Consider the following 20,590-nt stretch of genomic DNA (forward strand, 5'->3'; position numbering starts at 1 on the left):
GGTAGGGCGTCGGGGCGCGGGCGGTTCGCGGGGGCCGCCGCCCCTCAGAACCGCGTCTGCGGGCGCACCTCGTGCGACAGGTCGATGAGCCGTTCGTACTCCGCCGGTTTCCGGCGCTGGCGGGCCAGCCAGCGGTAGCACTGTTCCAGTTCCGCGCGGACTTCCCGTTCACCGGGGACGGGCGGGGGCGGGAGGCCCACGCGCAGCCAGGTCCGGTGTGGGGGAAGGGGGTCGGCCGTGGCGCGGACCGCGTCGAGTCTCCACTCGTACAGTTCCGTGCGCAGCAGCCAGGCCGCCTCGTCGCCCGCGACCACCGGGCCCGCCAGCGCGGCCAGGGCGGCGTCGATCTCCTCAAGGCCGGGCAGCGGGTGCTCACCCGAGGCCAGTCGGGCGGCCCGGATGCGCAGGGCGGCGACGCGGGCCACGGTGTGGTCGCGGGACTCGTCGGGGACCAGGTCCAGGACCCGGACGGCGGCGGTCCGGCCGCCCCGGGCCAGGGCGAGCCGGGCGAGGCCGAGGGCGGCGCCGACGTGGGAGGGGTTGCGAGCGTGCACCGCGCGGAACAGTTCGTACGCGGACGGGCCCGCGCCGGGCCCCGCCTGCTCCGCGCAGTACGCGAGGGCCAGCTTCGCCGCGTACTCGCCGGGGAGGGCGCGGTGCACGGCCGAGAAGTGGCCGTGGGCGTCCTTCAGCAGCGCCTGACGCTCCCCCTCGCGCACGTCCGCGCCGCGCAGCGCGACCAGGCCGCGGTGCCAGCTGAGGCGCCACTGCCGCACCGGACCGGGACCGGGGATCGCGGCAGCCGCCTCGACCTGCTCATGGGCCGAGGCCAGTGCCTCGGGGCCCTCCTGGCCGAGGAGGAGCCGGGCGTTGTGCAGGCAGATCTCGACGGACCGCTCCCCCTCGGCGGGCTGGGCGAGCGGCTGGCCCGGGTCGTAGCTGCTGACGCCGAAGCGGGCGGCCTGCGGGTCGCCGGGGTAGGGCCGGGGCACCGGCAGGCGGCGGGCGATCTCGGTCGGGGTCGGCGTCCCGGGGTCCAGGGTGGGCGCCGGGGGCGTCTCGCGGCGGCTGTGCGGCGGGCGGCGCAGCCAGTGCGCGTAGTCCGGGACCGAGCCCAGGCGGGCGCCGAGCAGTTCGGTGGAGGGCGTGAAGTGGGCGGAGGGTTCGGGCTGGTCGCGCTTGCCGCGCAGGGCCCGGATCTCACGCAGCACCCCGCGCAGCTGCCCGGCCATGTCCTCGGCGGTGCCGAACCGTTCCTCGGGGTCCTCGGCGGTGGCCCGCGCCACGACGAGCCGGAAGGAGCTGATGCCGAGTCCGGGGACGTCGTCGCCGACCGCCCAGCGGGCCAGTTCTTCGAGGGTGACGCCGACCGTGTGCACGTCGTGGGCCACGGTGAGCGGCTTCCCGCCGTCCGTCTCCGGGGCCGCGAAGTACGGGGTGATCACGGGCGGCGGGTCGACGCTGCCCGCCTTGCGGACGCCCCCGAGGTCGATGACCTTGATGCCGTCGAGGTGGTGGATCACGTTCGACGGCTTCATGTCCCCGTAGAGGAAGCCCATCCCGTGCAGATGGGACAGGGCCTCCAGGATCTGGCAGCCGTAGGTGGCGACGTGTTCGATGTCGAGGACGAAGGCGCCCCGCCGGACCGACTCGACCAGGGCGGACAGGGTGCGGTCGCCGACGTCCTCCATGACGATGTAGCCGCCGGAGACCGTGCCGTCGGCGTTGGTCGTGGAGACGAAGTCGCGGATCTGGACGATCCGTTCGTGCCGGATGGCGACCAGGCTGCGGCGCTCCTCACCGGCCTGGGCGGCGCCGCGCTCGGCGTAGCGGTTGAGGAGGCCCTTGACGGCGACGAAGTCCTCCAGGTGGGTGTCCTCGGCGAGGTAGACCCAGCCCTGCCCGCCGTGGGCGATGGGGCCCCGGATGCGGTACTGGTCCTGGAGCGGCGGCCCGTCCTTGGTGAGCTCGGGGCGGTACGAGTAGGGCGCCCCGCACACCGGGCAGTACCCCTCGTCCGGGGGCGGCGCCGCGGTGTGCGGCGGGACGAACGCGGTGGAGCAGGACTTGACGGAGCAGGTCATCACGATGCGCACGGGGTGCTCGGCGGCGGCCAGCCGTTCCGCCGGGCTGCCCGGGTCGAGCAGCGGGAGTTCGAGGAGTCCGGCGGGGCCGTGGTCCTCGGGCACGCCGGGCAGCGGCGGGAGGCCGGGGGCGGTCTCCTCGCGGCCGCAGGTGCCGCAGTAGCCGGTGGGCCGGACGGCGCCGGTGCAGGGGCCGCCGGTGAAGCGGCGGTGCGGGCAGGGAATCCTCATGGGCGGCCCACGGGCCCGGTGCGCTGCCCGGGCAGACCGGCGGGCCCCGCGAGGTCGGCGCGTAAGCCGCGTAACAGCTGCTTGAGCCCCACGAGCCGGGCATGCGGCTCCCGCAGCGCCCGCAGCTCCCCCAGGCGTCGTCGGCGCGCCGCCGGGTCGGTGGCCGGGCGCGGGGGCGCCGAGGCGGAGTCGGTCAGGCCGTCCAGGCGGGCCCAGGCTCGCTCCATCCGCTCGGCCCCGCGCACCAGTTCCTCGGCGCGTTCGTCCAGCGCCGGTACGAGCAGGTCGCGTTCGACCGCGTCGGGCGCCGGGCCGTCGGTGCCGCGTACGACGATCAGCAGCCGGAAGCCGAGGGCGCGCACCCGGGCGAGGACGCGGACGAGCCCGGCCGGGTCCGGGTCCTCGTCCAGGCCGATCACCGCGAGGACCGGGCCGGAGGCGGGGCGTCCGGCGAGGGAGCGTTCGGGTTCGTCGCCGCCTTCGAGGAGCCAGTCGCGGTAGCGGTTGCGCTGGTGGAGCGGGGGGCGCAGCTGGGCGACCAGGGTGTCCACGAGTTCGTCGGGTCGGCCGCGTCCGCCGTGGTGGACGAGGTGGGCGCGGTGCAGTTGGTGGCGCAGGGTGCGGTCGCGGCCGCCGCCCGCCGGGACGACGCCGAAGCGCACGGTGGGCTGGTCGGTGCCCGCGAACCAGCGCCGCAGCCGGGTGGCGAACGCGTGGTCCCAGCCGTCCGGGCCGCTCAGCTCGGCGACCAGGGGCACGAGCCGCGCGATGCGGTCGACGGGGATCATGTACGAGAAGGCGAGGTCGTTCTCGGTGGGCAGTTCCATCTCCAGGTCGCCGCGCCAGCTGACGACGAGGCCGACGACGCTCTCGGGGCGCTCGCCCCGGCGTCCGGTGTGGACGGCGGCGCCGCTGAAGCCGGGGCGCACCACCTCCGCGTTGGTGCGGGCGTCGAGCTGCACCCACTCGCCGTGGAGGCCGCTGATCCGTGCGGCGAGCCACATCCCGTCGGCGTCGAAGGGCGCCGCGTAGCCGCCGAGCCAGACTTCCGCGCCGCGCTCCAAGTGCCGTGACAGGGGCGCTGGTTCGGCCTGCGGGCGGGGTCCTTCCAGGGCGAGGACGGCGATGTCCTCGCGGCCGTCGAGCCAGCCGTCGGGGGCGACCCGGGCGGCGACGGGCGGGATGGCGGGGTTCTCGGCGAACTCGGCCCACATCACGGCGTCGGGTTCACGCACGACGTGGGCGCAGGTCAGCAGCCGGTCCTGGGTGATCAGTACCCCGGCCCCGCACACCTCTCCCTGCGGGCCGTCCCGGCGTAACCGCAGTCGCCAGTCCGCTCTCAACTCCCCCATGGTTCACGAGCGTACGCGCGGAAGGGCCCCGCTTCCCAGAGTGCGGACACAAAGGGAGCGGGGCCCCGGGGATGCTCAGCCTCCGCAGTGGAAGCGGGCGCTGCCCCAGTCCGCGTGGTCGTTGCCGTTGCCGTCGCCGCCGTCACCGGCGATCAGCTCGACGTACCTGGCGCCGGTGACGTCCGCCGTGAGCGACCAAGCGGCGTCGGAGGCCCGGAGCACCGGGGACTTCACCTTCTCGGTGCCGTCCGCCGTCACGGAGAACTGGACGCTGCCCGCGGTCTTCTGGACGTCGTCCACGCCGACCTCGGCGGTGAAGGAGGTGCACTGTCCGCCCAGGTAGTAGCGGATGGTCGCCGGGGCGTGGCTGCCGAGCCCCTTCTCGTAGACCGTGCCGCCGATGGTGAGCGCGGTGCCGTCGCCGGTGCCGGTCTCGCCGTTGGACAGGTCGCGTTCGACCGGCCCCCAGCCGTTGGTGGTGGCCGTCCAGTCGAGGTCGCCGGCCCAGCTGTCCTGGGTGGGCGGCGGGGGCAGGGTGCGTACGGAGGTCTGCGCGCCGAGCTTCCGCGGTCCGTCGCCGGTCGTGTACGTGGCCTCGGAGGTGAGGGCGTACGTGCGGTACTCGGCGTCCACCGGCGGGGTGACCCGCCAGCTCGCGGTGGCCTTGGCGCCCGGCGCGACCGAGTCGAAGGTGACGGCCCCGGCGGGTTCGGCCTTCCAGCCCTCGGGGAGGGCCAGGTTCACCGTGACGCCGGTGGCAGCGGTGGACTCGTAGTTGGTGAAGGCCGCCTTCACGGTGTTGGCGGTGCCGGGCTCCAGGGTCTCGGCGGCCGGGGCGACCGTCAGCGTGCCGCAGGCGGCCTGCTCACCGGCGGGCGCCTCGCCGAGGTCGGTGACGGTGAAGGCGTCGAGCACGAAGTCGGTGCCCTCCGGGGCGTCGCCGCGCTTGCGCAGCCCGGTCCAGGTGTCCCCGCAGCCCGCCGTGACGGTCTCCGTGAAGTGGCCGGTGGTGTGCTGGGCGCCGATGGCGGTGGTCCGGGTCTCGACGGAGGCGGGCTTGCCCTCGGCGGTGATCCGGTCGTAGCCGTCGACCCACTCGTAGGCCCCGGCGTGGCTGGACTGGTAGTCGTACTCCACCTTGTAGCGGTGGCCCGCCGTCATCGGGACGGTCCAGGGGGCCGTGCGGTAGACGAGGCCGGTGTTCTCCTCGTGGGCCTTCAGGGACTCCTTGCCGCCGATCACGTCGTCGATCGGCTTCCCGTTCCAGCCGGCCTGGGTGTACGGGGCGTGAAGCTGCGAGATGACGGTGCGGGGGTCGGTGGAGCCGCCCGCGTCGCCCTTGAGGAAGGGGCCCCAGCCCTGGTCCACGTCCTCGAAGTCCTCGTGGACGACGGTGTTCTTCTTGGTGGCGGGGGCGTTGGCGACGAGGCGGACGTCGTCGGCGCGGACGGTGGCCGTGCTGCCGTCGGCGGCCTCGATGCGCAGGGTGGTGCGGCCGTTGGCCGGGGCGGTGAAGTTGACCTTGGCGCGCTGGAAGTACGTGCCGTGCCAGTCGGACGCGGCGACGTAGTCCTTCGCGGTGGAGCGGTCCACGGCGACGGACGTCCCGCCCGCCGAGAGCGTGGTGTGCCGGGACTTTCCGGGCTCGACCTCGATGAGCGCGGAGGCGGTGTAGCGGGCGCCGGGCTTCAGGCCGCCGATGCGCTGGGAGAGCGCGGCGGTGCCGCTGCCGGAGAGCTTCGCGGAGTTGCGGCCCTGCGCGTCGGTGTCGCGGACGGCGGTGCCGGCCTTCGTCCAGTCGCCGAGCCGGTCGTCGTTGAAGCCGGGGTCGGCGACGAGGGTGTCCTCGCCCCACTTCGGGTCGGCGGCCCTGGGGGCCTGGTGCGGGTAGAGGACGTACGGCTGCCCGGCCTCGGCCGTGAGCGTGATCCTCCCGTCGACGGGCCGGACCGTGCCGGTCTTCACGCGCCCGTTGTCGGTGAGCTTGTAGACCGTGTACGTGCCCTTCGAGGGCACCGCCCAGCTGCTCGTACCGCCCTTCTGGCTGTAGTGGTACAGCTTCTTGCCGCCGTCCCACGGAAGCAGGTAGTCGGTGCCGCTGAGGACCTTGCGGCCGTGGTCGTAGTAGGTCCGCCTGCCGTCCTCGACGGTGCCGGAGATCCCGCCGGTGAAGGTGATGTCGTTTCCGTCCCAGCGGGTGATCTTCTGCCGCTGGAGGTATTTGGCGGGCAGGTCGCGCTGCCAGACGTTGTCGTAGAAGGCGTTCCAGTCGGTCTCGCCGGTCCAGCCCTCGAATTCGTCGATGGCGCTCTGGCCGAGGACCGGGTCGTTGTTCCAGACGTCCTTCTCGCCGTTCCGGATGAACCGGATGATCTTCGAGTTGATGCCCTTGTTGGTGGCGCCGCCGTAGTCGAGGTCGTTGGCCCAGTGCGACCAGAGCGAGGCCCGCTCGAACTTGTCGGCCCACTCGCTGGAGACGTTCCAGCCCTGCTTCTGGAGGGCCTGGACGGTCTTGTCGGCGAGCCAGCCGTGGGTGTAGTACACGTCGATGTACAGCATCGAGAGGTTGGAGCCGGTCTCGTCGCGCAGCTGCTGGAAGCGCTTGGCCAGGTCGCCGCTGTTGATGTCGCGGCGCTGGTCGATGTAGTACGACTGGCCGAGCCAGTTCCAGCCCGGCTTGGTCTTGTCGACCAGTTGCTCGTCGAACGCCTTCGCCTCCGGGTACGCCTCCGTGGCGTTGACGTGGACGCCGAAGGTGGCGCCCCACTTCTTGCCGTCCTTCAGCAGGGCGTTGAGGTCCTTGAGCCCGCCGGCGCGCTTGTTGTAGTCGCCGCCGTAGTCGGGGTGGGCGGAGTCGTGGCCCTCGGAGGCGTACCCCTTGAGCAGGGCGAGCTGGCCGAGGCCGTCCGTCGCCAGGGAGATCCGCTTGACGTCGTCCAGGGTGCGCAGGAAGGGGTGCGTGGCCTGGCTGGCGAAGTTGAACGGGATGTGGGTGATGACCCGGTCCGCGGTGTCCTCGCTGCCCGGCGCGACCACGCCGATCGAGCGGAACGCGACGGCCCCGTCCTGCCAGTCGACCGTACGGTCGCCGTTGGCGTCGGGCGTGACGACGACCTTGGCCCAGGGCAGGGCGTCCCCGCTCTCCGGCTGGGACGCGCCCTCGCCCCGGTAGGTCCACTGACCGGACCAGACGGCGACCCGGGTCGAGCCGTCGTCCTCCTTGCGGGCCTGGTGCCAGAACCGGGCGTCGTCCCCGCCGGTGGCGCCGGAGGGCTTGTCGTACGAGGAGTTGGACTCGACGGCCGCCGCGAGCGAACCGGTGTTGACGATCGCGTACGTGGCGCCGGAGGGCGCGGACTCGGCCGGGGTGTCCCCGGTGACCGATCCGAAGGCGTCGGCGGTCTTCGTGGAGTCGGTGTCCAGCTTGGTGAAGGCCGTGGCCGCCCCGGCGTCCGTGCTGGCGACGGAGACCAGGTCGTGCCCGGGTATGTCGATCGTGCCGACCCGGAACGCGGCGGTGTCGCGGACGGCGGTGACCTTGAAGGTGGTGGCGCGGCCGGACACGGAGAGCGTGGCGTCGATCTCCACCCCGGGCAGGTCCGTGAAGGCCAGCGTGTAGCGGGCGGCCGAGCCGGTGAGCTTCGGGGCGCCCTTGAGCCGCACGGGGTGCGCGGTGCCGTTCAGGGTGACGGCGGTGACCGGGCGGGTGGAGCCGGTGAGCTGCTTGCCGGATCCGCGGTCGGTGTACGTGAGGACGCGCGGGAAGTCCGCGGCGACGGCGACCGCGAGCTGCGCGGAGGCGATGACGGGGCTGCCCGCGGGCATGACGGCAGCGGGTGAGGGGGCGGCGGCCACGGCGGGGAGGGCGGTCCCCACCAGGGCCAGGACGGCTGCTGAGGCGGCGGCTGCGACGCCCACCGGCATACGGCTTGGTGACATGTGCACTGCGTAGTCGTCGGCTCCGCGCACCGTCAACGACGTACGGCCCGGAGGGCTTCGCCAGTCCAACAACCGCCTTCCGTAAGTCCAAGTGAGTCCAAGTGGGGCGGGACCGGGACATCCGGGGCGCCGTGTTCAGTTCCTGATCACGCGGTGTGCGGGCGTCGAGCGGCGTCCAGGCAAGTGCCCCTCACCAGCGTCGAGTTGTGAAGACTTCTTCTTTTTGAGAGCGCTCTCAGTCACAAGTCTTGACGCCTGTGCCGCGCATCGAGAAAGTGGTGCGCACCGCGGACGCCCCCCGCTCCACCTCCCCGCACGGTCCACCCGTCCGCGCCCCCCACGCACCCCCGGAGTCGCCTCATGATTTCGCGCCGGAAGTTCCTGACGGGCGGAGCCGCCGCCACCGCCACCGCACTGACCTACCCCGTCTGGGGCAGCGCGCTGAGCCCGAGCGCGTCGGCCTCCGCCGCCACCTGCGAACTGGCCCTGGTCAACAAGTCTCTGCCCGGCCGCGTCAACGCCTATGTCACCGGCCACGAGCAGGGCACCGACCGCTGGGTCCTGCTGCGCGCCGACGGCAGCGTCTACCACCCCGAATCGCCCTCGGCCCCGCAGTCCCCGCTGCCGGTCGACTGCGCGATCCCGCTGAACGGGGCGGGCGGCGCGCCCGTCGTGCTGACCCTGCCTCAGATGTACGGCGCCCGGGTCTACTTCGTCCGCGACGACACCCTGACGTTCTACCTCAACCCGGGTCCGGCCCTGGTGGAGCCCGCGTTCTCCACCTCCACCGACCCGAACTACGGGCGGACCTGGTCGTTCTGCGAGTTCACGTTCAACCCGCAGCAGCTGTACGCCAACATCAGCTACGTCGACCTGGTGACCGCGCTCCCGATCGGCCTGACCCTGGAAGGCGACTCCACGCACACCGTCGCCCCGCTCCCCGACGGCGCCGTGAACCGGATCGCCGACGGCCTCATCGCCCAGGCGGCCGCCGACGGCCAGCCCTGGGACCAGTTGGTGACCCGCGGCGCGGACGGCAGCGTGCTGCGGGTCATCTCCCCGCAGAACCTGATGGCGCCCTACTTCGACCGGCCCGACCAGATGCCGTTCCGCGACCTGTTCACGGCGCAGATCGACCAGGTCTGGGAGAAGTACCGCTCGACGGACCTGCGCATCGACCTCCAGGGCGGGCGCGGCGTGGGCACGGGCCGGGTCAGCGGGGACACGCTGACGTTCGACGGCGGGCACACCTTCAGCAAGCCGGTGTCGAAGGACATCTTCACCTGCAACCACGGGCCGTTCACCAACAACCCGGCGGACAACGACGACAAGAAGGCCCTGCTGGCCCGGCTGGCGGCGGGCTTCAACCGCTCGATCATGCTCAGCCACCCGGACCAGCCCAACGGCACCTCGGTGTCCGACTACTACCAGGGCGCGGTGACCAACCACTGGTCCCGGATCGTCCACGCCAACAGCCCGATCGGCTACGCCTTCCCGTACGACGACGTGCGTCCGGACGGCGAGCCGGACGTCTCGGGCGCCGCGAACGACGGCAACCCGAGGCGGTTCACGGTGAGCGTCGGTTCCTGACCTCGCCCCCACAGACCGGGAGGACCCCCGTCCGGGCGGGACGGGGGTCCTCTCTTCATGTGCGGGGCGCCGTGGGGTCAGGCCGGGGAGCCGACCGCGAGTTCCCGCCGCGCGCGGGCCGCGGCGCCGACGGGTACGGCGTCGGAGCCCAGGCCGGACCTGACCAGCCGTACGGGGTGCCCGCTGACCGGCGGTTCGGCGGACAGCGAGGCGAGGACGACCGGGCTCAGCAGCGGCCAGGCACGGCTGACCCCGCCGCCCACGACCACGGTCGTGATGTCGACGACGCCCGCCGTCATCACGATCGCCCGTGCGATGCCCTCCCCAGCGGCCCGGAACACCGCGAGGGCGTCCTCGTCACCGCCACCCGCCGCGTCCGCGACCTCCCGGGCGGTCAGCCGCCGGCCGGTGCGCTCCGCGTAACGGGCGCCGATGGAGCGGCCGGAGGCCAAGGTCTCCAGATGGCCCCGCCCGCCGCACGAGCAGAGCAGATCACCGAAGCCGGGGATGTGCCCGATCTCACCGGCCGCGCCGTGCGGGCCGGTGAACAGCGCGCCGTCGCTCCACAGCGCGCCGCCGACGCCGGTGCCCAGGGTGATCCCGAGTACGTTCGGCTCGTCGCGGACCGCGCCGCCCGAGGTCTCGCCGTACAGGAAGGCGTTGACGTCGTTGTCCAGGAAGGCCGGGACTCCGAGCGCCTCCTCCAGGGCGTCCGTGACTCCGTAACCGGCCCAGCCGGTGAAGGAGTCGCTGGCCACCAGGATGCGTCCGGTGACGGAGTCCACGACCCCTGCGGCACCGGCCCCGCAGCCGGTGAGCCGGCCGGGGGTGCGCTCCAGGAGCGGCGCCAGGGCGGTCAGGGCCGCGTCGGTCATGGCCCGGCCGCCCCGGTCCGCCGGCGTCGCGGTCTCGGCCCGGTCCAGGACGGTCAGGTCGTCGTCGCAGAGGACCACCTGCGTGGTGGTGCCGCCGATGTCCACGCCCGCGAAGAGCCTGCGGTCGTACGTGTTCATGCCTGGACCTCCGTCCGGCCGGCCGCGAGGGCGGCCAGGCGCTCGGCCCTGCGGCCGCGCTGGACCACCGGGTCCGGCACCGGTACGGCGGCGAGCAGCCCTCGGGTGTAGTCGGTCTCCGGGTGCAGCAGGGTCTCCCCGGTGGGGCCCTGTTCCTGGATGCGTCCGCCCCGCAGCACCACGACGCGCTGCGCGAAGTGCTGGACGACGGCCAGGTCGTGGGAGACGAAGAGGCAGGCGAAGCCCAGCTCGTCCTGGAGCTCGGAGATCACTTCGAGTACGGCCTGCTGCACGCTGACGTCCAGCGCGCTGGTGGGTTCGTCGGCGACCAGCAGCCGGGGTTCCAGGACCAGCGCACGGGCCAGGCTGACCCGCTGGCGCTGGCCGCCGGACAGCTCCCGGGGCGCCCGTTCGGCGACCTCGCGCGGCAGCCGGACCCGGTCCAGGATGGCGGCCACCTTGCTCCGGCGGTCCTTCGCGCTCAGGCCGCGCTGGTGGACCCTGAGCGGTTCGGCCACGCACTCCCCCACCGTCATCCGGGCGTCCAGCGAGGCGACCGGGTCCTGGAGGACGACGCCGATGCCCGCGCGCAGGACGCGACGGGCCCGGGACCGGGTGCGCGCCAGATCGGTGCCGAACAGCGAGACCGTCCCGGAGGTCGGCGCGATCAGGCCGAGCGCGACCCGGGACGCGGTGGACTTGCCGGACCCCGACTCGCCCACGAGGCCCAGGGTCTGGCCGGGGTGCACGGCGAGGGAGACGCCGTCCAGGGCCCGTACGGCGCTCTTGCCGCGGCCGAAGACCACGGAGACGTCGCGGAGTTCCGCGACCGCCTCGGTGTCCGGGGCCTCGGTGGTACCGGCCGGAGCGGCCTGGTCCGCCTCGGCCACGGACAGCCGGGGCACGGCTCCCAGGAGGCGGCGGGTGTAGTCGTGGGACGGGCGCAGAAGCACGTCCTCGACCGGTCCGGTCTCCACGATCTCGCCGTGGTACATCACGGCGACCCGGTCGGCGAAGTCGGCGACGACGCCCATGTTGTGGGTGACCAGCAGGACGCCCGTGCCGGTCTCGGCGGCGAGCCGGCGCAGCAGGTCGAGGATCTCGGCCTGGACCGTGACGTCCAGCGCGGTGGTCGGCTCGTCGGCGATCAGCAGGGCGGGGTCGTTGGCGATGGCCATGGCGATGACGACGCGCTGGCGCTGCCCGCCGGAGAGCTGGAAGGGGTAGGCCGCGGCCCGCTTCTCCGGCTCGGGGATGCCGACCTTGCGCAGGAGGGCGACGGCCTCGGCGGCGGCCTCCTTGGCGGACATCTCGCGGTGGTTGCGGATCACCTCGGCGATCTGCCTGCCGACCCGGGTCAGCGGGTCCAGGGCGGTGGCCGGCTCCTGGAAGACCATGGAGGCGGTCCGGCCGCGCAGCGCGGCGAGGTCGCTCTCGCGGGCGCCGACGACCTGGGTGCCGGCGATGACGGCGCTGCCGGTGGTCCGGGCGTTGCCGCTGAGCAGGCCCATCGCGGCGAACGCGATGGTGGACTTGCCGGAGCCCGACTCGCCGACGAGGGCGAGCGTCTCGCCGGGTTCGACGTGGAGGGAGACGCCCCGGACGGCGGGTACCTCTCCGCTCTCCGTGGTGAAGACGACTCCGAGGTCGTCGAGTTCGAGGATCGGCCCGGCCTGCGGTGCGGCGGGGCGCTGGGTGGCGGTCATCCGCGTCCCCTCACGTCGAATGCGTCGCGGAGCCCGTCCCCGATCGCGTTGAACGCCCACACCACCAGGATGATGGCCAGGCCGGGCGGAATGATGAGCCACCAGTAGCCGGAGTAGGCGGCGGTGAGGCCGGCCGACAGCATGCCGCCCCAGTCGGTGGACGGCGGCTGGACGCCCAGGCCCAGGTAGGAGACGTAGGCGACGAGCAGGATGGCGTCGGCGATCTGGAAGGTGGCGGCGACGATGATGGTCGAGACCGAGTTCGGCAGGATGTGCCGGATGATCGCCCGGCCGTGCGTCCCGCCGATGGCCCGGAGCGTCAGCACGTAGTCGCGGTTCTTCAGGCTCAGCGTCTCCGCCCTGACCAGCCGGGACGGCACGAGCCAGGAGACGAAGCCCAGGATGACGATCAGCCCGGTCAGGTCCGGGGTGGTGATGGCCGAGACGACCAGCAGGATGAAGAGGGCGGGGATGGCGATGCCCGCGTCGACGACGCGCATCATGACCGCGTCGATCCAGCCCCCCGCGTAACCGGCGACGGAGCCCCACAGGGTGCCGATGACGGTGGCGAGCACGCCCGCGGCGAGGCCGACGATCAGCGACACCTTGCCGCCGTACATGAGCCGGCCCAGGACGTCGTGGCCGACCGCGTCGGTGCCCAGCCAGTGCGAGCCGCTGGGGGCGAGGTTGACCTGGTCGAGCAGCGTGTGGGTCTGGTCGGTGGAGTACACCAGCGGGCCCACGAAGCAGAACAGGAAGAAGAAGGCGACGACGCCGAGCCCGACGACCGCGAGCCGGTTGCGGCGGAAGCGCCGGACCGCGAGGCGGGAACCGGACGCCGTGACGGGGGCGGTGACCTTGCCGGGCACCTGGCCCGGCTGGATGACGGCGCTCATGCCCGGCCTGCCTTCACTCGGGGGTCGATGACCCGCTGGACGATGTCGGCGAGGAGGGTTCCGGTCACCGTGGCTATCGCGATGACGAGCACACAGCCCAGGAGCACCGGATAGTCGGAGGACTGTGCGGCGGTCCAGAAGAGCAGCCCCATACCGGGGTAGTTGAAGAGCTGCTCGACCACCAGCGCACCGCCGAACAGCACGGGCACGTAGTACCCGAGCATGGCGACCACGGGGGTCAGCGAGTTGCGGAACACATGCCGCCACAGGATGGAGCGGGAGCGGGAACCACCGGCCCGCGCCGTCCTGACGTAGTCCTCGGAGAGGTTCTCCAGGGTGGCCGCCCGCATGTAGCGGCTGAACACCGCGATCATCGAGGCGGCGCCCGCGACCACGGGCAGGACCAGCGCCTGCGGTTCGGCGAAGACCTGGGCGAGCGTGTCGCCCTGGGGTGCCTGGGAGGGGAACCACGACAGCGTCTGGCTGAAGACCAGCACCAGGACCAGCCCGAGGAAGTAGACGGGTGTGGAGTAGGCGATGAAGCTCAGCGTGGTGATGATGTAGTCCGCCGGCTTGTTGCGCCGCATGGCCTGCCACATGCCCAGCGGGATCGCCAGCACCAGGCCGACGACGGCCGACAGGATGGTGAGGAGCAGTGTCTTCGGCAGCCGCTCGGTGATGAGCTGGGACACCGGCTCGTTGAGGGTGTACGACGTCCCGAGGTCACCGTGGAGCAGCTGGTTGAGGTAGTAGAAGTACTGCACGGGCAGCGGCTTGTCGAGGCCCTGTTCGTGGTTGAAGGCCGTGATCTGCTGCGCGGTGGCCTGCGGGCCGAGGATCCCGCGTGCGGGACCCCCGGGCAGGGCGTGCAGCAGACCGAAGACCACGATCGTCACGATGACGATCACCACGACGGCCTGGAGGACCCGCCTGAGGAGGTACTTGGAAGTGCTCATGTGTTTTCCGGTCGCTTCGGCTCAGTGGTGCGCGTGGTCGGCGACCCGGCTCACTTCTTGGTCCACTTCCACATGGCGGGGTGGAAGTTGGCGAGCGAGTCCTGGGCGAAGCCGCCGAGGCCGCTCTTGACGACGGAGACCTGGTAGTCGGGCTCCGGCAGCCAGATCACGGGGAGGTCCTTGGCCAGCGCCTCGCTGTACTTCTGCATGGCGGCGTCGGAGGAGTCGGTGGTGGTCTTCTCGACGAGCTTGTCCACGGAGGGGTTGGAGTAGCTGCCGAAGTTGGAGCCGCCGCCGGTCGCGAAGAGCGAGTCACCGCTCGGGTAGGCGGGGAAGTACCAGCTGCCGGCGCTGCCGAAGAAGGACAGCTGCCACTTGCAGCCGGAGTCCCCGGCCTTGCACTGGCCGGCCTGCGAGAGGACGGAGTTGACCGGCGCGGTCTTGATGCCGAAGCCGATGCCGGACTTGGCGAAGGAGGACTGGAGCGCGCTCATCAGGTTGTCGGTGACGGTCGAGCCGGACTGCGACAGCACCTGCATCTTGAACGTGGTGCCCTTGTCGACCCCGGCGCCGCACTGGTCGTCGCCGCTGCCGGCGTCGGTGCAGACCATGACGCCGTTCCGCTCGGTCCAGCCGTGGTCGGTGAGCAGCTTCTTCGCCTTGGCGGTGGAGAAGGGGTACGGGTTGTCCTTCTGCGCCTGGGAGACGAAGGAGGAGCTCTGGCCCTGCGGGACGGGCCCGTAGGTGGAGACGGCGGTGCCGTTGAAGATGACCTTGGACAGGGTCGCCTGGTCCACCGACATCTGGATCGCCTGGCGGGCGTAGAGCTGCTTGAAGACGGGGCCCATGGTGGGGTTGTTGAAGTTGTACGGCATGTACGTGATCGCCCAGCCGGCCCACGGCTTGAGGGTGTAGCCCTTGGCGGTGAAGGACGCTTCCTGGCTGAGGTCGGTGGCGTTGATGTAGCCGTAGTCGACCGCGCCGGCCCGCAGCGCGTTCGCCTCGGCGTCCGCAGTGGTGAACGGGAGCAGGTTCACGGTCTTGATGTTGGCCTTGCCGCCGCCGTCGTACGTGGCGTTGGCCAGCAGCTGCACCTTGCCGGCCGTGGAGAAGGACTTGATGGTGTACGGGCCGCTGACCGTCTTCCAGAGCGGGTCGGTGGCGTAACCGGAGATCTTCTTGGCGGCCGTGTTGAGGTACGTCCACACCTTCTTGGCGCCCGCCGGGGTGAGGTCGAGGTCCGACACCTTGCCCGCGTCGCTGGTCTTGTCCCAGACGTGCTGCGGCATCGGGCGGATCATGCTCAGCTCGTTGGCGAGCATCCACTGCGTGTTGTACGCCTTGTCGAAGGTGATCGTGAAGTGCGTGTCGTCCACGATCTTCAGCGCGGTCCAGTTGTCCGGCGCCTTGCCCGGGCTGTAACTGGCCCAGTCCTTCTTGTCGGCCTTGACCAGGTTGAACCAGAACTGCACGTCGCGCGAGGTGATCTTCTCGCCGTCGCTCCAGTGCCGGTCACCGAGCGTGATCGTGACGCTCTTGCTGTCCTCGGCGAAGTCGGCGGCGGTCGCGAGCGAGTTGCCCTTGTTCCAGCCGACCTTGCCGGTGGAGCCGTCGTACGCGATCAAGGGCTCCCAGAGGGACTGGGATATCGAGGAGTTGTTGGTGTTCAGGTGGGCGGCGGTGCCGACCGGGAGGATCCAGTTCGGGGTGAAGTTCGCCGGCAGCGCGTAGTTGATGCTGTCCGACGAGGCGGAGCCGGACGAGGTCGTGCCCCCGCCGGAACAGCCGGACAGCAGTACGGCCGCGGTGGTGGCGGCGCCCGCGGTGAGGGCCCAACGGCGGCTGTTCACCGTGCGGCTAAGGATCATGACACTCCTCGGATTGATAGGGCCCGCAGCCGCTCGGGGGGGTCGGCGCTGCGTTCACGACAGCTAACGCCGCAGCCGTCGAAGAAACAAACAAGAATGAGTAACAAGTAAGTTACTGCACATTCGACGAAAGTCATCCCGCCCGATATATCCCGACCTCTTGGGGTGGATTGAGGGGATATAAGAGGTATTGCGGGTGACGTACTTCCTACATCTCACTGTTCCCCTGTGCGAAGTGCGGGCGTATCGTCTGCGCCACATACCCCGTTGCGGAAGTAACTTTGTACATGACTGGAATAAGTGCGTGGGACCGCAAGGCCACCAAAGGGACCCCGTCCCTCGCCGTGCGTGTTCTGGAACTCATCGGTTCGGGCCAGGCAACGTCACGCGCCGAACTCGCCGAGCGTCTGGGGGCCGCCGCCTCCACCATCTCCCTCGCCGTGGGGCACCTGGTGGACCGCGGTCTGGTGGCCGAGGAAGGCACCCAGTCCTCTACGGGCGGACGCCCCCGCAGGGCGCTGCGGGTCGGCAGCCGTGACGATTTCGCCGTCGCCGCCGATCTCGGGGGCCGGCACGCCAGGATCGGCGTGGTCCTTCCGGGCGGCGGCCTGACCGACGTCTCGACGGTCCCCTTCCTGATCGCCGACGGACCGGAGGCGGCCCTGCCCCGGCTGGCCGAGGCCCTGGAGGCCCTGGCCGGCCGGCGCGAAACCGGCCGCCTGCGCGGGGTCGGGCTCTCGCTGCCCGGACCGGTCGACACCGAGTCGGGCTCGGTCGTCCGGCCCTCGCGGATGCCGGGCTGGAACCGCTTCCCGGTCGCCGCATGGCTCCAGGAGCGCTTCGGCGTCCCGGCGGCCGTGGACAACGACGCCAACTGCATGGCGGTCGGCGAGCACACCGTCCGGCCCGACGGCAGCGCCCAGACGATCATGGTGAAGATCGGTTCCGCGATCGGCGCGGGCGTGATCGTCGAGGGGCGCCTGTACCGGGGCGCCCAGGGCGCCGCCGGGGACATCACCCACATCCGGATCGACGCCGGCGCGGGCATCCCCTGTTCCTGCGGCAACACCGGCTGTCTGGAGACGGTGGCGTCCGGCGCCGCGCTGGTGCGCATCCTGCGCGAGCGCGGCGCCGATGTGCACAGCACCGAGGACGTGGCCCGTCTCGCCCTGGACGGCGATCCGCTGGCCACCCGCACGGTCCGCAGGGCCGGCGACTACCTGGGCCAGGTGCTCGCCGCCAACGTCAACTTCTTCAACCCGGACGCCGTCTACCTGGGCGGCATCCTCTCCACCCTGGAGCAGTTCGTCGCCGCTGTGCGCAGCCGGCTCTACGAGAGCTGCCATCCGCTCGTCACCGAGCACCTCACCATCGAGCGGACCAGGCTCGGCGCCGACGCCGGACTGGTCGGCGCCGGACAGTTCGCCCTCCAGCGCGCCCTGGCCCACGCCCTGCACGAGGTGGGCGGAACCGACCGGATCGGCGCACTCGCCCCCCGCCACCCCTGACGCCCGACCCCTACGAGGAGCCATGTCGCAATCCCGCACTGCCGCGTCCCGCCCGGTCATCGCCATCGCCGGGCTCGGCATCGAGTCCTCCACCTTCTCCCCCGCCCGGACCCGGGCCGCCGCCTTCCACCCCTCGCGCGGCGCGGAAGTGCTGGACCGCTACCCCTTCCTGGCCCCGGGTGAGGAGCTGCGCGAGGCGGCCGACTGGCACGGCGCCCTGGTGGGCAAGTCGCTGCCGGGCGGCACCGTCACCGCCGCCGCCTGGCAGGAGCTGACCGACGAGCTGATCGAACGGCTCGCCGCGCTGCCCCGCCCGGACGGCCTCTGGTACGACATCCACGGCGCGATGACCGTCGAGGGCGTCGACGACGCGGAGGCCGTCCTGCTGGACCGCATCCGCGCCACCGTCGGCCCCGACGTGATCGTCTCCACTTCGATGGACCTGCACGGCAACGTCTCCCGTGAACTCGTCCACGGCAGCGACCTGATCACCTGTTACCGGCTGGCCCCCCACGAGGACCACATGGAGACCAAGGAGCGGGCCGCCCGCAATCTGGTCGAGCTGCTGACCTCGGGCGCGCCCCGCCCGGTCAAGGCATGGGTGCCGGTCCCCGTACTGCTGGCCGGTGAGCAGACCTCCACCCGGATCGAGCCGGCGAAGAGCGTGTACGCGGCGGTGGCCGACGTCGAGGCCGTGGACGGCGTGACCGACGCGGCGATCTGGGTCGGCTACGCCTGGGCCGACGAGCCCCGCAACCGTGCCGCCGTGGTGGTCACCGGCAGCGACCGGGCCGCCGTGGCGGCCGGCGCCGAGCGCCTGGCCCAGGGCTTCTGGAAGGCCCGCGACGACTTCGAGTTCGTGGCCCCGACCGGCACCTTCGACGGAATCCTGGACGAGGCGCTGGGCTCCGACCGGCGCCCGTACTTCATCAGCGACACCGGGGACAACCCGACCGCGGGCGGCTCCGGTGACATGACCTGGGGGCTGACCCGGCTCCTGGCCCGCCCGGAGTTCCGGGAGGCCGACGGCCCGACCGCCATCTACGCCTCGGTGCCGGGACCGGCCGCCGTCGCGAAGGCCGCCGCCGCCGGGGTCGGTGCCACCGTCACCGTCACCGCGGGGGCCGAGGTGGACGACCGGCACGCGGGCCCGGTCACCCTGACCGGCACGGTGCACTCGGTACGGCACGGCGACCGCGACGCGCGGACCGAGGTCGTCATCCGGGTGGGCAGCGTGTACGCGATCCTCACCGAGCTGCGCAAGCCGTACCACCACGAGCACGACTTCACCGACCTCGGCCTCGACCCGCGCGGCGCCGACATCGTGATCGTGAAGATCGGCTACCTGGAGCCCGAGCTCTTCGACATGTCGGTCGGCTGGAAGATGGCGCTCACCCCCGGCGGCGTGGACCAGGACCTGGTGCGTCTGGGCCACCACCGCATCCGCCGCCCGATGTTCCCCTTCGACCGCGAGATGGCCGACCCGGACCTGTCGGCCCGCATCATCCCCGCCTCCGACCAGCCGCTGACCGGGGACGACGAATGAGCCCCCGTCCCGCCCTGGAGATCGCGGTCACCTCACCGGCCGGCGCCCGCGCCGCCCGGGAGAACGGCGCCGACCGGGTCGAGCTCTGCACCGCGCTGGAGCTGGGTGGCGTGACGCCGTCGGCGGCGCTGGTCGAGGCGGTCGCGGCAGAGGGGCTGCCCGTGCAGGTTCTCGTCAGGTGCCGGCCCGGCGACTTCGTCCACGAGGCGGAGGAGCTGGACCTCATGGCCGCCGAGGTACGGTCCGTGATCGCTTCCGGCGCCGCCGGGGTGGTCGTCGGCGCGCTCACCGCCGACGGCACCCTGGACGTCCCGGCGGTCGCCCGGCTCGCCGAGGCGGCACGGGCGTCGGGGCGCCCGGTGGACGTGACCCTGCACCGCGCCATCGACCAGTCGGCCGACCCGGTGGCCACCGCCGCGCTGCTGCCCGCGCTCGGTCTGACCCGGGTCCTCACCTCGGGCGGCGCGCCCGCGGCGGCGGAGGGCCTGGCGACGATCGCGGCGATGGCCGCCGCCGCTCCGGGCGTCGAGGTGATGGCCGGTGGTGGCGTGCGCCTCGGCGACATCCCGGCCCTCGTCGCCGCCGGAGTCGCCTCCGTCCACCTCTCCGCGAAGGTCAGCGCGCCGCGCCGGCCCGGTGCCACCTGGGTCCCGATGGGGGCGAGCGGCACGTCGGCCGAGCAGGACACCCACTTCGTCACCGACCCCGGTGTCGTCGCGCGGGCGCGGCAGGCGCTGGACGCGGCGGCCTGACCCACGTACACGTGTGAGGGGCGTCCCTGAGTCGAGGGGCGCCCCTCACACGTGCGTTCAGGCGGCGAGTCCGTTGATGCGGTACTGCATGACCCGGTAGTTCTGGTTGTCGAACCACTGGCTGACGGCGAGGTGGAAGTCCGCGAACGTCGATCCGGGAACGATGAAGCCGCCGTACGGGCTGGCGACCGCGTTCCCCACCTCCAGACCGGGCACGGTCGGCACGATCACGGTCTGCTCCGGGGTGGTGAACAGGTCCGACGTGGGCAGCGCGAAGACCTGCGCCCTGATGTCGAGCGGGGCCATGTTGAGCCAGGTGAGGGCGTATGCGCCGCCCATGGCCCGGAAGCAGATCTCGCCCCAGCGGCGGGCCCCGGTGATGGTGGTCGGCGCGTTTCCCCAGGCCCAGACCCCGCCCGCGTACCCCCAGGGCTGGTAGGCCGCGGGGTTCCCGAGGGCGTCCTGCCGTACGCGGTGGAGCAGCAGCCCCGAGGTGACGTCCCGGTTGAACGCGGTGGACAGGACGTAGCAGTACCCGTCGTCGGCGACCGCGTACGTCTTCTGCTGGAACTGGCCTCCGTACTGGTCGCCCGGCCACTGGCAGAGGTACTGCCAGGTGGTGCCGTTGTCGTCGGAGCGCCAGAAGTCCGAGTGGTGGGTGCGGTAGATGACCCCGCGCATCAGGTGCATGTACATCGTGGAGCCGACGGTGAACACGTCGGACGGGATGGCCGTGGTGCCGCCCGCGTGCCCCTCGGGGACGAGCCCGTCGGCGTGGGCGCCGCCGACGCTCCCGTCGATGACGAGGGAGCCGAGGGAAGGATTCGAGGCGCGCAGTCCGACGGGGGCGCGCCAGTCGGGTCCGCCGACCCCGCCGCCGTCGAAGGTGTCGCCGCAGACGAGGAGCATCGAGCCGTCGGGGCAGCGGGCCGGGATGCCCAGGTCGGTCCAGGGCGCGGCGAAGCGGCCGGTCTCCGCCGGGCCGGTGAGATTGCGGACCTTGCCGCCGGTGACGAGGGACGCGGCGCTCGCGGCCGGGGCTCCCGCGGCGAGGCCGGCTGCGGCGAGGGCGGCTCCGGCGCCGGTGCGCAGCAGGGCGCGGCGGCTCGGGTTCATGGCGTTCATGGCGACTCCTGTGGGGGGTACGGG

The 20,590-nt window shown here is 72.3% G+C and carries 13 protein-coding genes; 4 read left to right on the forward strand and 9 right to left on the reverse strand.

What is annotated here, in order from left to right:
* Positions 1 to 44 precede the first annotated feature (44 nt).
* The 3 genes from OG867_RS07410 to OG867_RS07420 all read right to left on the reverse strand — a co-directional run bounded on the left by OG867_RS07410 (position 45) and on the right by OG867_RS07420 (position 7,591).
* Complete coding sequence (locus OG867_RS07410) at positions 45 to 2,315, reverse strand: tetratricopeptide repeat protein (RefSeq protein ID WP_406283730.1); 2,271 nt, start codon at positions 2,313 to 2,315, stop codon at positions 45 to 47.
* The gene (locus OG867_RS07415; RefSeq protein ID WP_406283732.1) at positions 2,312 to 3,667 is read right to left on the reverse strand and encodes a serine protease; all 1,356 of its coding nucleotides are present in this window, start codon (positions 3,665 to 3,667) and stop codon (positions 2,312 to 2,314) included. The genes OG867_RS07410 and OG867_RS07415 overlap by 4 nt, the downstream gene beginning before the upstream one ends.
* A 75-nt stretch (positions 3,668 to 3,742) precedes the next feature.
* Positions 3,743 to 7,591, reverse strand: a complete 3,849-nt coding sequence (locus tag OG867_RS07420) for an endo-alpha-N-acetylgalactosaminidase family protein (RefSeq protein ID WP_406290819.1) — start codon at positions 7,589 to 7,591, stop codon at positions 3,743 to 3,745.
* A 375-nt stretch (positions 7,592 to 7,966) separates the two neighbouring features.
* Between OG867_RS07420 and OG867_RS07425 the strand changes: the two genes are divergently transcribed.
* Complete coding sequence (locus OG867_RS07425) at positions 7,967 to 9,196, forward strand: glycoside hydrolase family 64 protein (RefSeq protein WP_406283734.1); 1,230 nt, start codon at positions 7,967 to 7,969, stop codon at positions 9,194 to 9,196.
* Between the two features lie 77 nt (positions 9,197 to 9,273).
* On the opposite strand, the gene OG867_RS07430 is transcribed toward OG867_RS07425, so the two are convergent.
* Genes OG867_RS07430 through OG867_RS07450 form a run of 5 tightly spaced genes read right to left on the reverse strand, consistent with a single transcriptional unit; the run spans position 9,274 to position 15,635 of the window.
* A complete protein-coding gene (locus OG867_RS07430) occupies positions 9,274 to 10,209 on the reverse strand; it encodes an ROK family protein (RefSeq protein WP_406283736.1) in 936 nt (311 codons plus the stop codon).
* Entirely contained in the window at positions 10,206 to 11,915 is a 1,710-nt protein-coding gene (locus OG867_RS07435) for a dipeptide ABC transporter ATP-binding protein (protein ID WP_406283738.1), read from the reverse strand. The genes OG867_RS07430 and OG867_RS07435 overlap by 4 nt, the downstream gene beginning before the upstream one ends.
* The gene (locus OG867_RS07440) at positions 11,912 to 12,811 is read right to left on the reverse strand and encodes an ABC transporter permease (protein WP_406283740.1); all 900 of its coding nucleotides are present in this window, start codon (positions 12,809 to 12,811) and stop codon (positions 11,912 to 11,914) included. Before OG867_RS07440 ends, OG867_RS07435 begins: the two co-directional genes overlap by 4 nt.
* Complete coding sequence (locus OG867_RS07445; RefSeq protein WP_328902581.1) at positions 12,808 to 13,767, reverse strand: ABC transporter permease; 960 nt, start codon at positions 13,765 to 13,767, stop codon at positions 12,808 to 12,810. The genes OG867_RS07440 and OG867_RS07445 overlap by 4 nt, the downstream gene beginning before the upstream one ends.
* A gap of 50 nt (positions 13,768 to 13,817) precedes the next feature.
* The gene (locus OG867_RS07450; protein ID WP_328902580.1) at positions 13,818 to 15,635 is read right to left on the reverse strand and encodes a peptide ABC transporter substrate-binding protein; all 1,818 of its coding nucleotides are present in this window, start codon (positions 15,633 to 15,635) and stop codon (positions 13,818 to 13,820) included.
* Positions 15,636 to 15,922: 287 nt separating this feature from the next.
* Between OG867_RS07450 and OG867_RS07455 the strand changes: the two genes are divergently transcribed.
* The 3 genes from OG867_RS07455 to OG867_RS07465 are packed head-to-tail and all read left to right on the forward strand — an operon-like array spanning position 15,923 to position 19,441.
* Entirely contained in the window at positions 15,923 to 17,143 is a 1,221-nt protein-coding gene (locus OG867_RS07455) for an ROK family protein (RefSeq protein WP_406283743.1), read from the forward strand.
* Positions 17,144 to 17,165: 22 nt separating this feature from the next.
* Complete coding sequence (locus tag OG867_RS07460) at positions 17,166 to 18,689, forward strand: M81 family metallopeptidase (protein ID WP_406283745.1); 1,524 nt, start codon at positions 17,166 to 17,168, stop codon at positions 18,687 to 18,689.
* On the forward strand, positions 18,686 to 19,441 hold the full coding sequence (locus OG867_RS07465; protein ID WP_406283747.1) for a copper homeostasis protein CutC: 756 nt from the start codon (positions 18,686 to 18,688) through the stop codon (positions 19,439 to 19,441). The genes OG867_RS07460 and OG867_RS07465 overlap by 4 nt, the downstream gene beginning before the upstream one ends.
* A 57-nt stretch (positions 19,442 to 19,498) precedes the next feature.
* Here the strand turns inward: OG867_RS07465 and OG867_RS07470 are convergent, their stop codons facing one another.
* Positions 19,499 to 20,566, reverse strand: coding sequence for a DUF4185 domain-containing protein (locus OG867_RS07470; protein WP_406283749.1), 1,068 nt, complete (start codon positions 20,564 to 20,566; stop codon positions 19,499 to 19,501).
* Between the last annotated feature and the right edge of the window lie 24 nt (positions 20,567 to 20,590).

Source organism: Streptomyces sp. NBC_00209 (assembly GCF_045206345.1).
GTDB lineage: Bacteria > Actinomycetota > Actinomycetes > Streptomycetales > Streptomycetaceae > Streptomyces.

What these genes read in the sequence shown, in the direction of transcription:
- OG867_RS07410 (WP_406283730.1), bottom strand. Translation starts at nt 2,315, where the DNA reads ATGAGGATTCCCTGCCCGCACCGCCGCTTCACCGGCGGCCCCTGCACC.
- OG867_RS07415 (WP_406283732.1), bottom strand. Translation starts at nt 3,667, where the DNA reads ATGGGGGAGTTGAGAGCGGACTGGCGACTGCGGTTACGCCGGGACGGC.
- OG867_RS07420 (WP_406290819.1), bottom strand. Translation starts at nt 7,591, where the DNA reads ATGCCGGTGGGCGTCGCAGCCGCCGCCTCAGCAGCCGTCCTGGCCCTG.
- OG867_RS07425 (WP_406283734.1), top strand. Translation starts at nt 7,967, where the DNA reads ATGATTTCGCGCCGGAAGTTCCTGACGGGCGGAGCCGCCGCCACCGCC.
- OG867_RS07430 (WP_406283736.1), bottom strand. Translation starts at nt 10,209, where the DNA reads ATGAACACGTACGACCGCAGGCTCTTCGCGGGCGTGGACATCGGCGGC.
- OG867_RS07435 (WP_406283738.1), bottom strand. Translation starts at nt 11,915, where the DNA reads ATGACCGCCACCCAGCGCCCCGCCGCACCGCAGGCCGGGCCGATCCTC.
- OG867_RS07440 (WP_406283740.1), bottom strand. Translation starts at nt 12,811, where the DNA reads ATGAGCGCCGTCATCCAGCCGGGCCAGGTGCCCGGCAAGGTCACCGCC.
- OG867_RS07445 (WP_328902581.1), bottom strand. Translation starts at nt 13,767, where the DNA reads ATGAGCACTTCCAAGTACCTCCTCAGGCGGGTCCTCCAGGCCGTCGTG.
- OG867_RS07450 (WP_328902580.1), bottom strand. Translation starts at nt 15,635, where the DNA reads ATGATCCTTAGCCGCACGGTGAACAGCCGCCGTTGGGCCCTCACCGCG.
- OG867_RS07455 (WP_406283743.1), top strand. Translation starts at nt 15,923, where the DNA reads ATGACTGGAATAAGTGCGTGGGACCGCAAGGCCACCAAAGGGACCCCG.
- OG867_RS07460 (WP_406283745.1), top strand. Translation starts at nt 17,166, where the DNA reads ATGTCGCAATCCCGCACTGCCGCGTCCCGCCCGGTCATCGCCATCGCC.
- OG867_RS07465 (WP_406283747.1), top strand. Translation starts at nt 18,686, where the DNA reads ATGAGCCCCCGTCCCGCCCTGGAGATCGCGGTCACCTCACCGGCCGGC.
- OG867_RS07470 (WP_406283749.1), bottom strand. Translation starts at nt 20,566, where the DNA reads ATGAACGCCATGAACCCGAGCCGCCGCGCCCTGCTGCGCACCGGCGCC.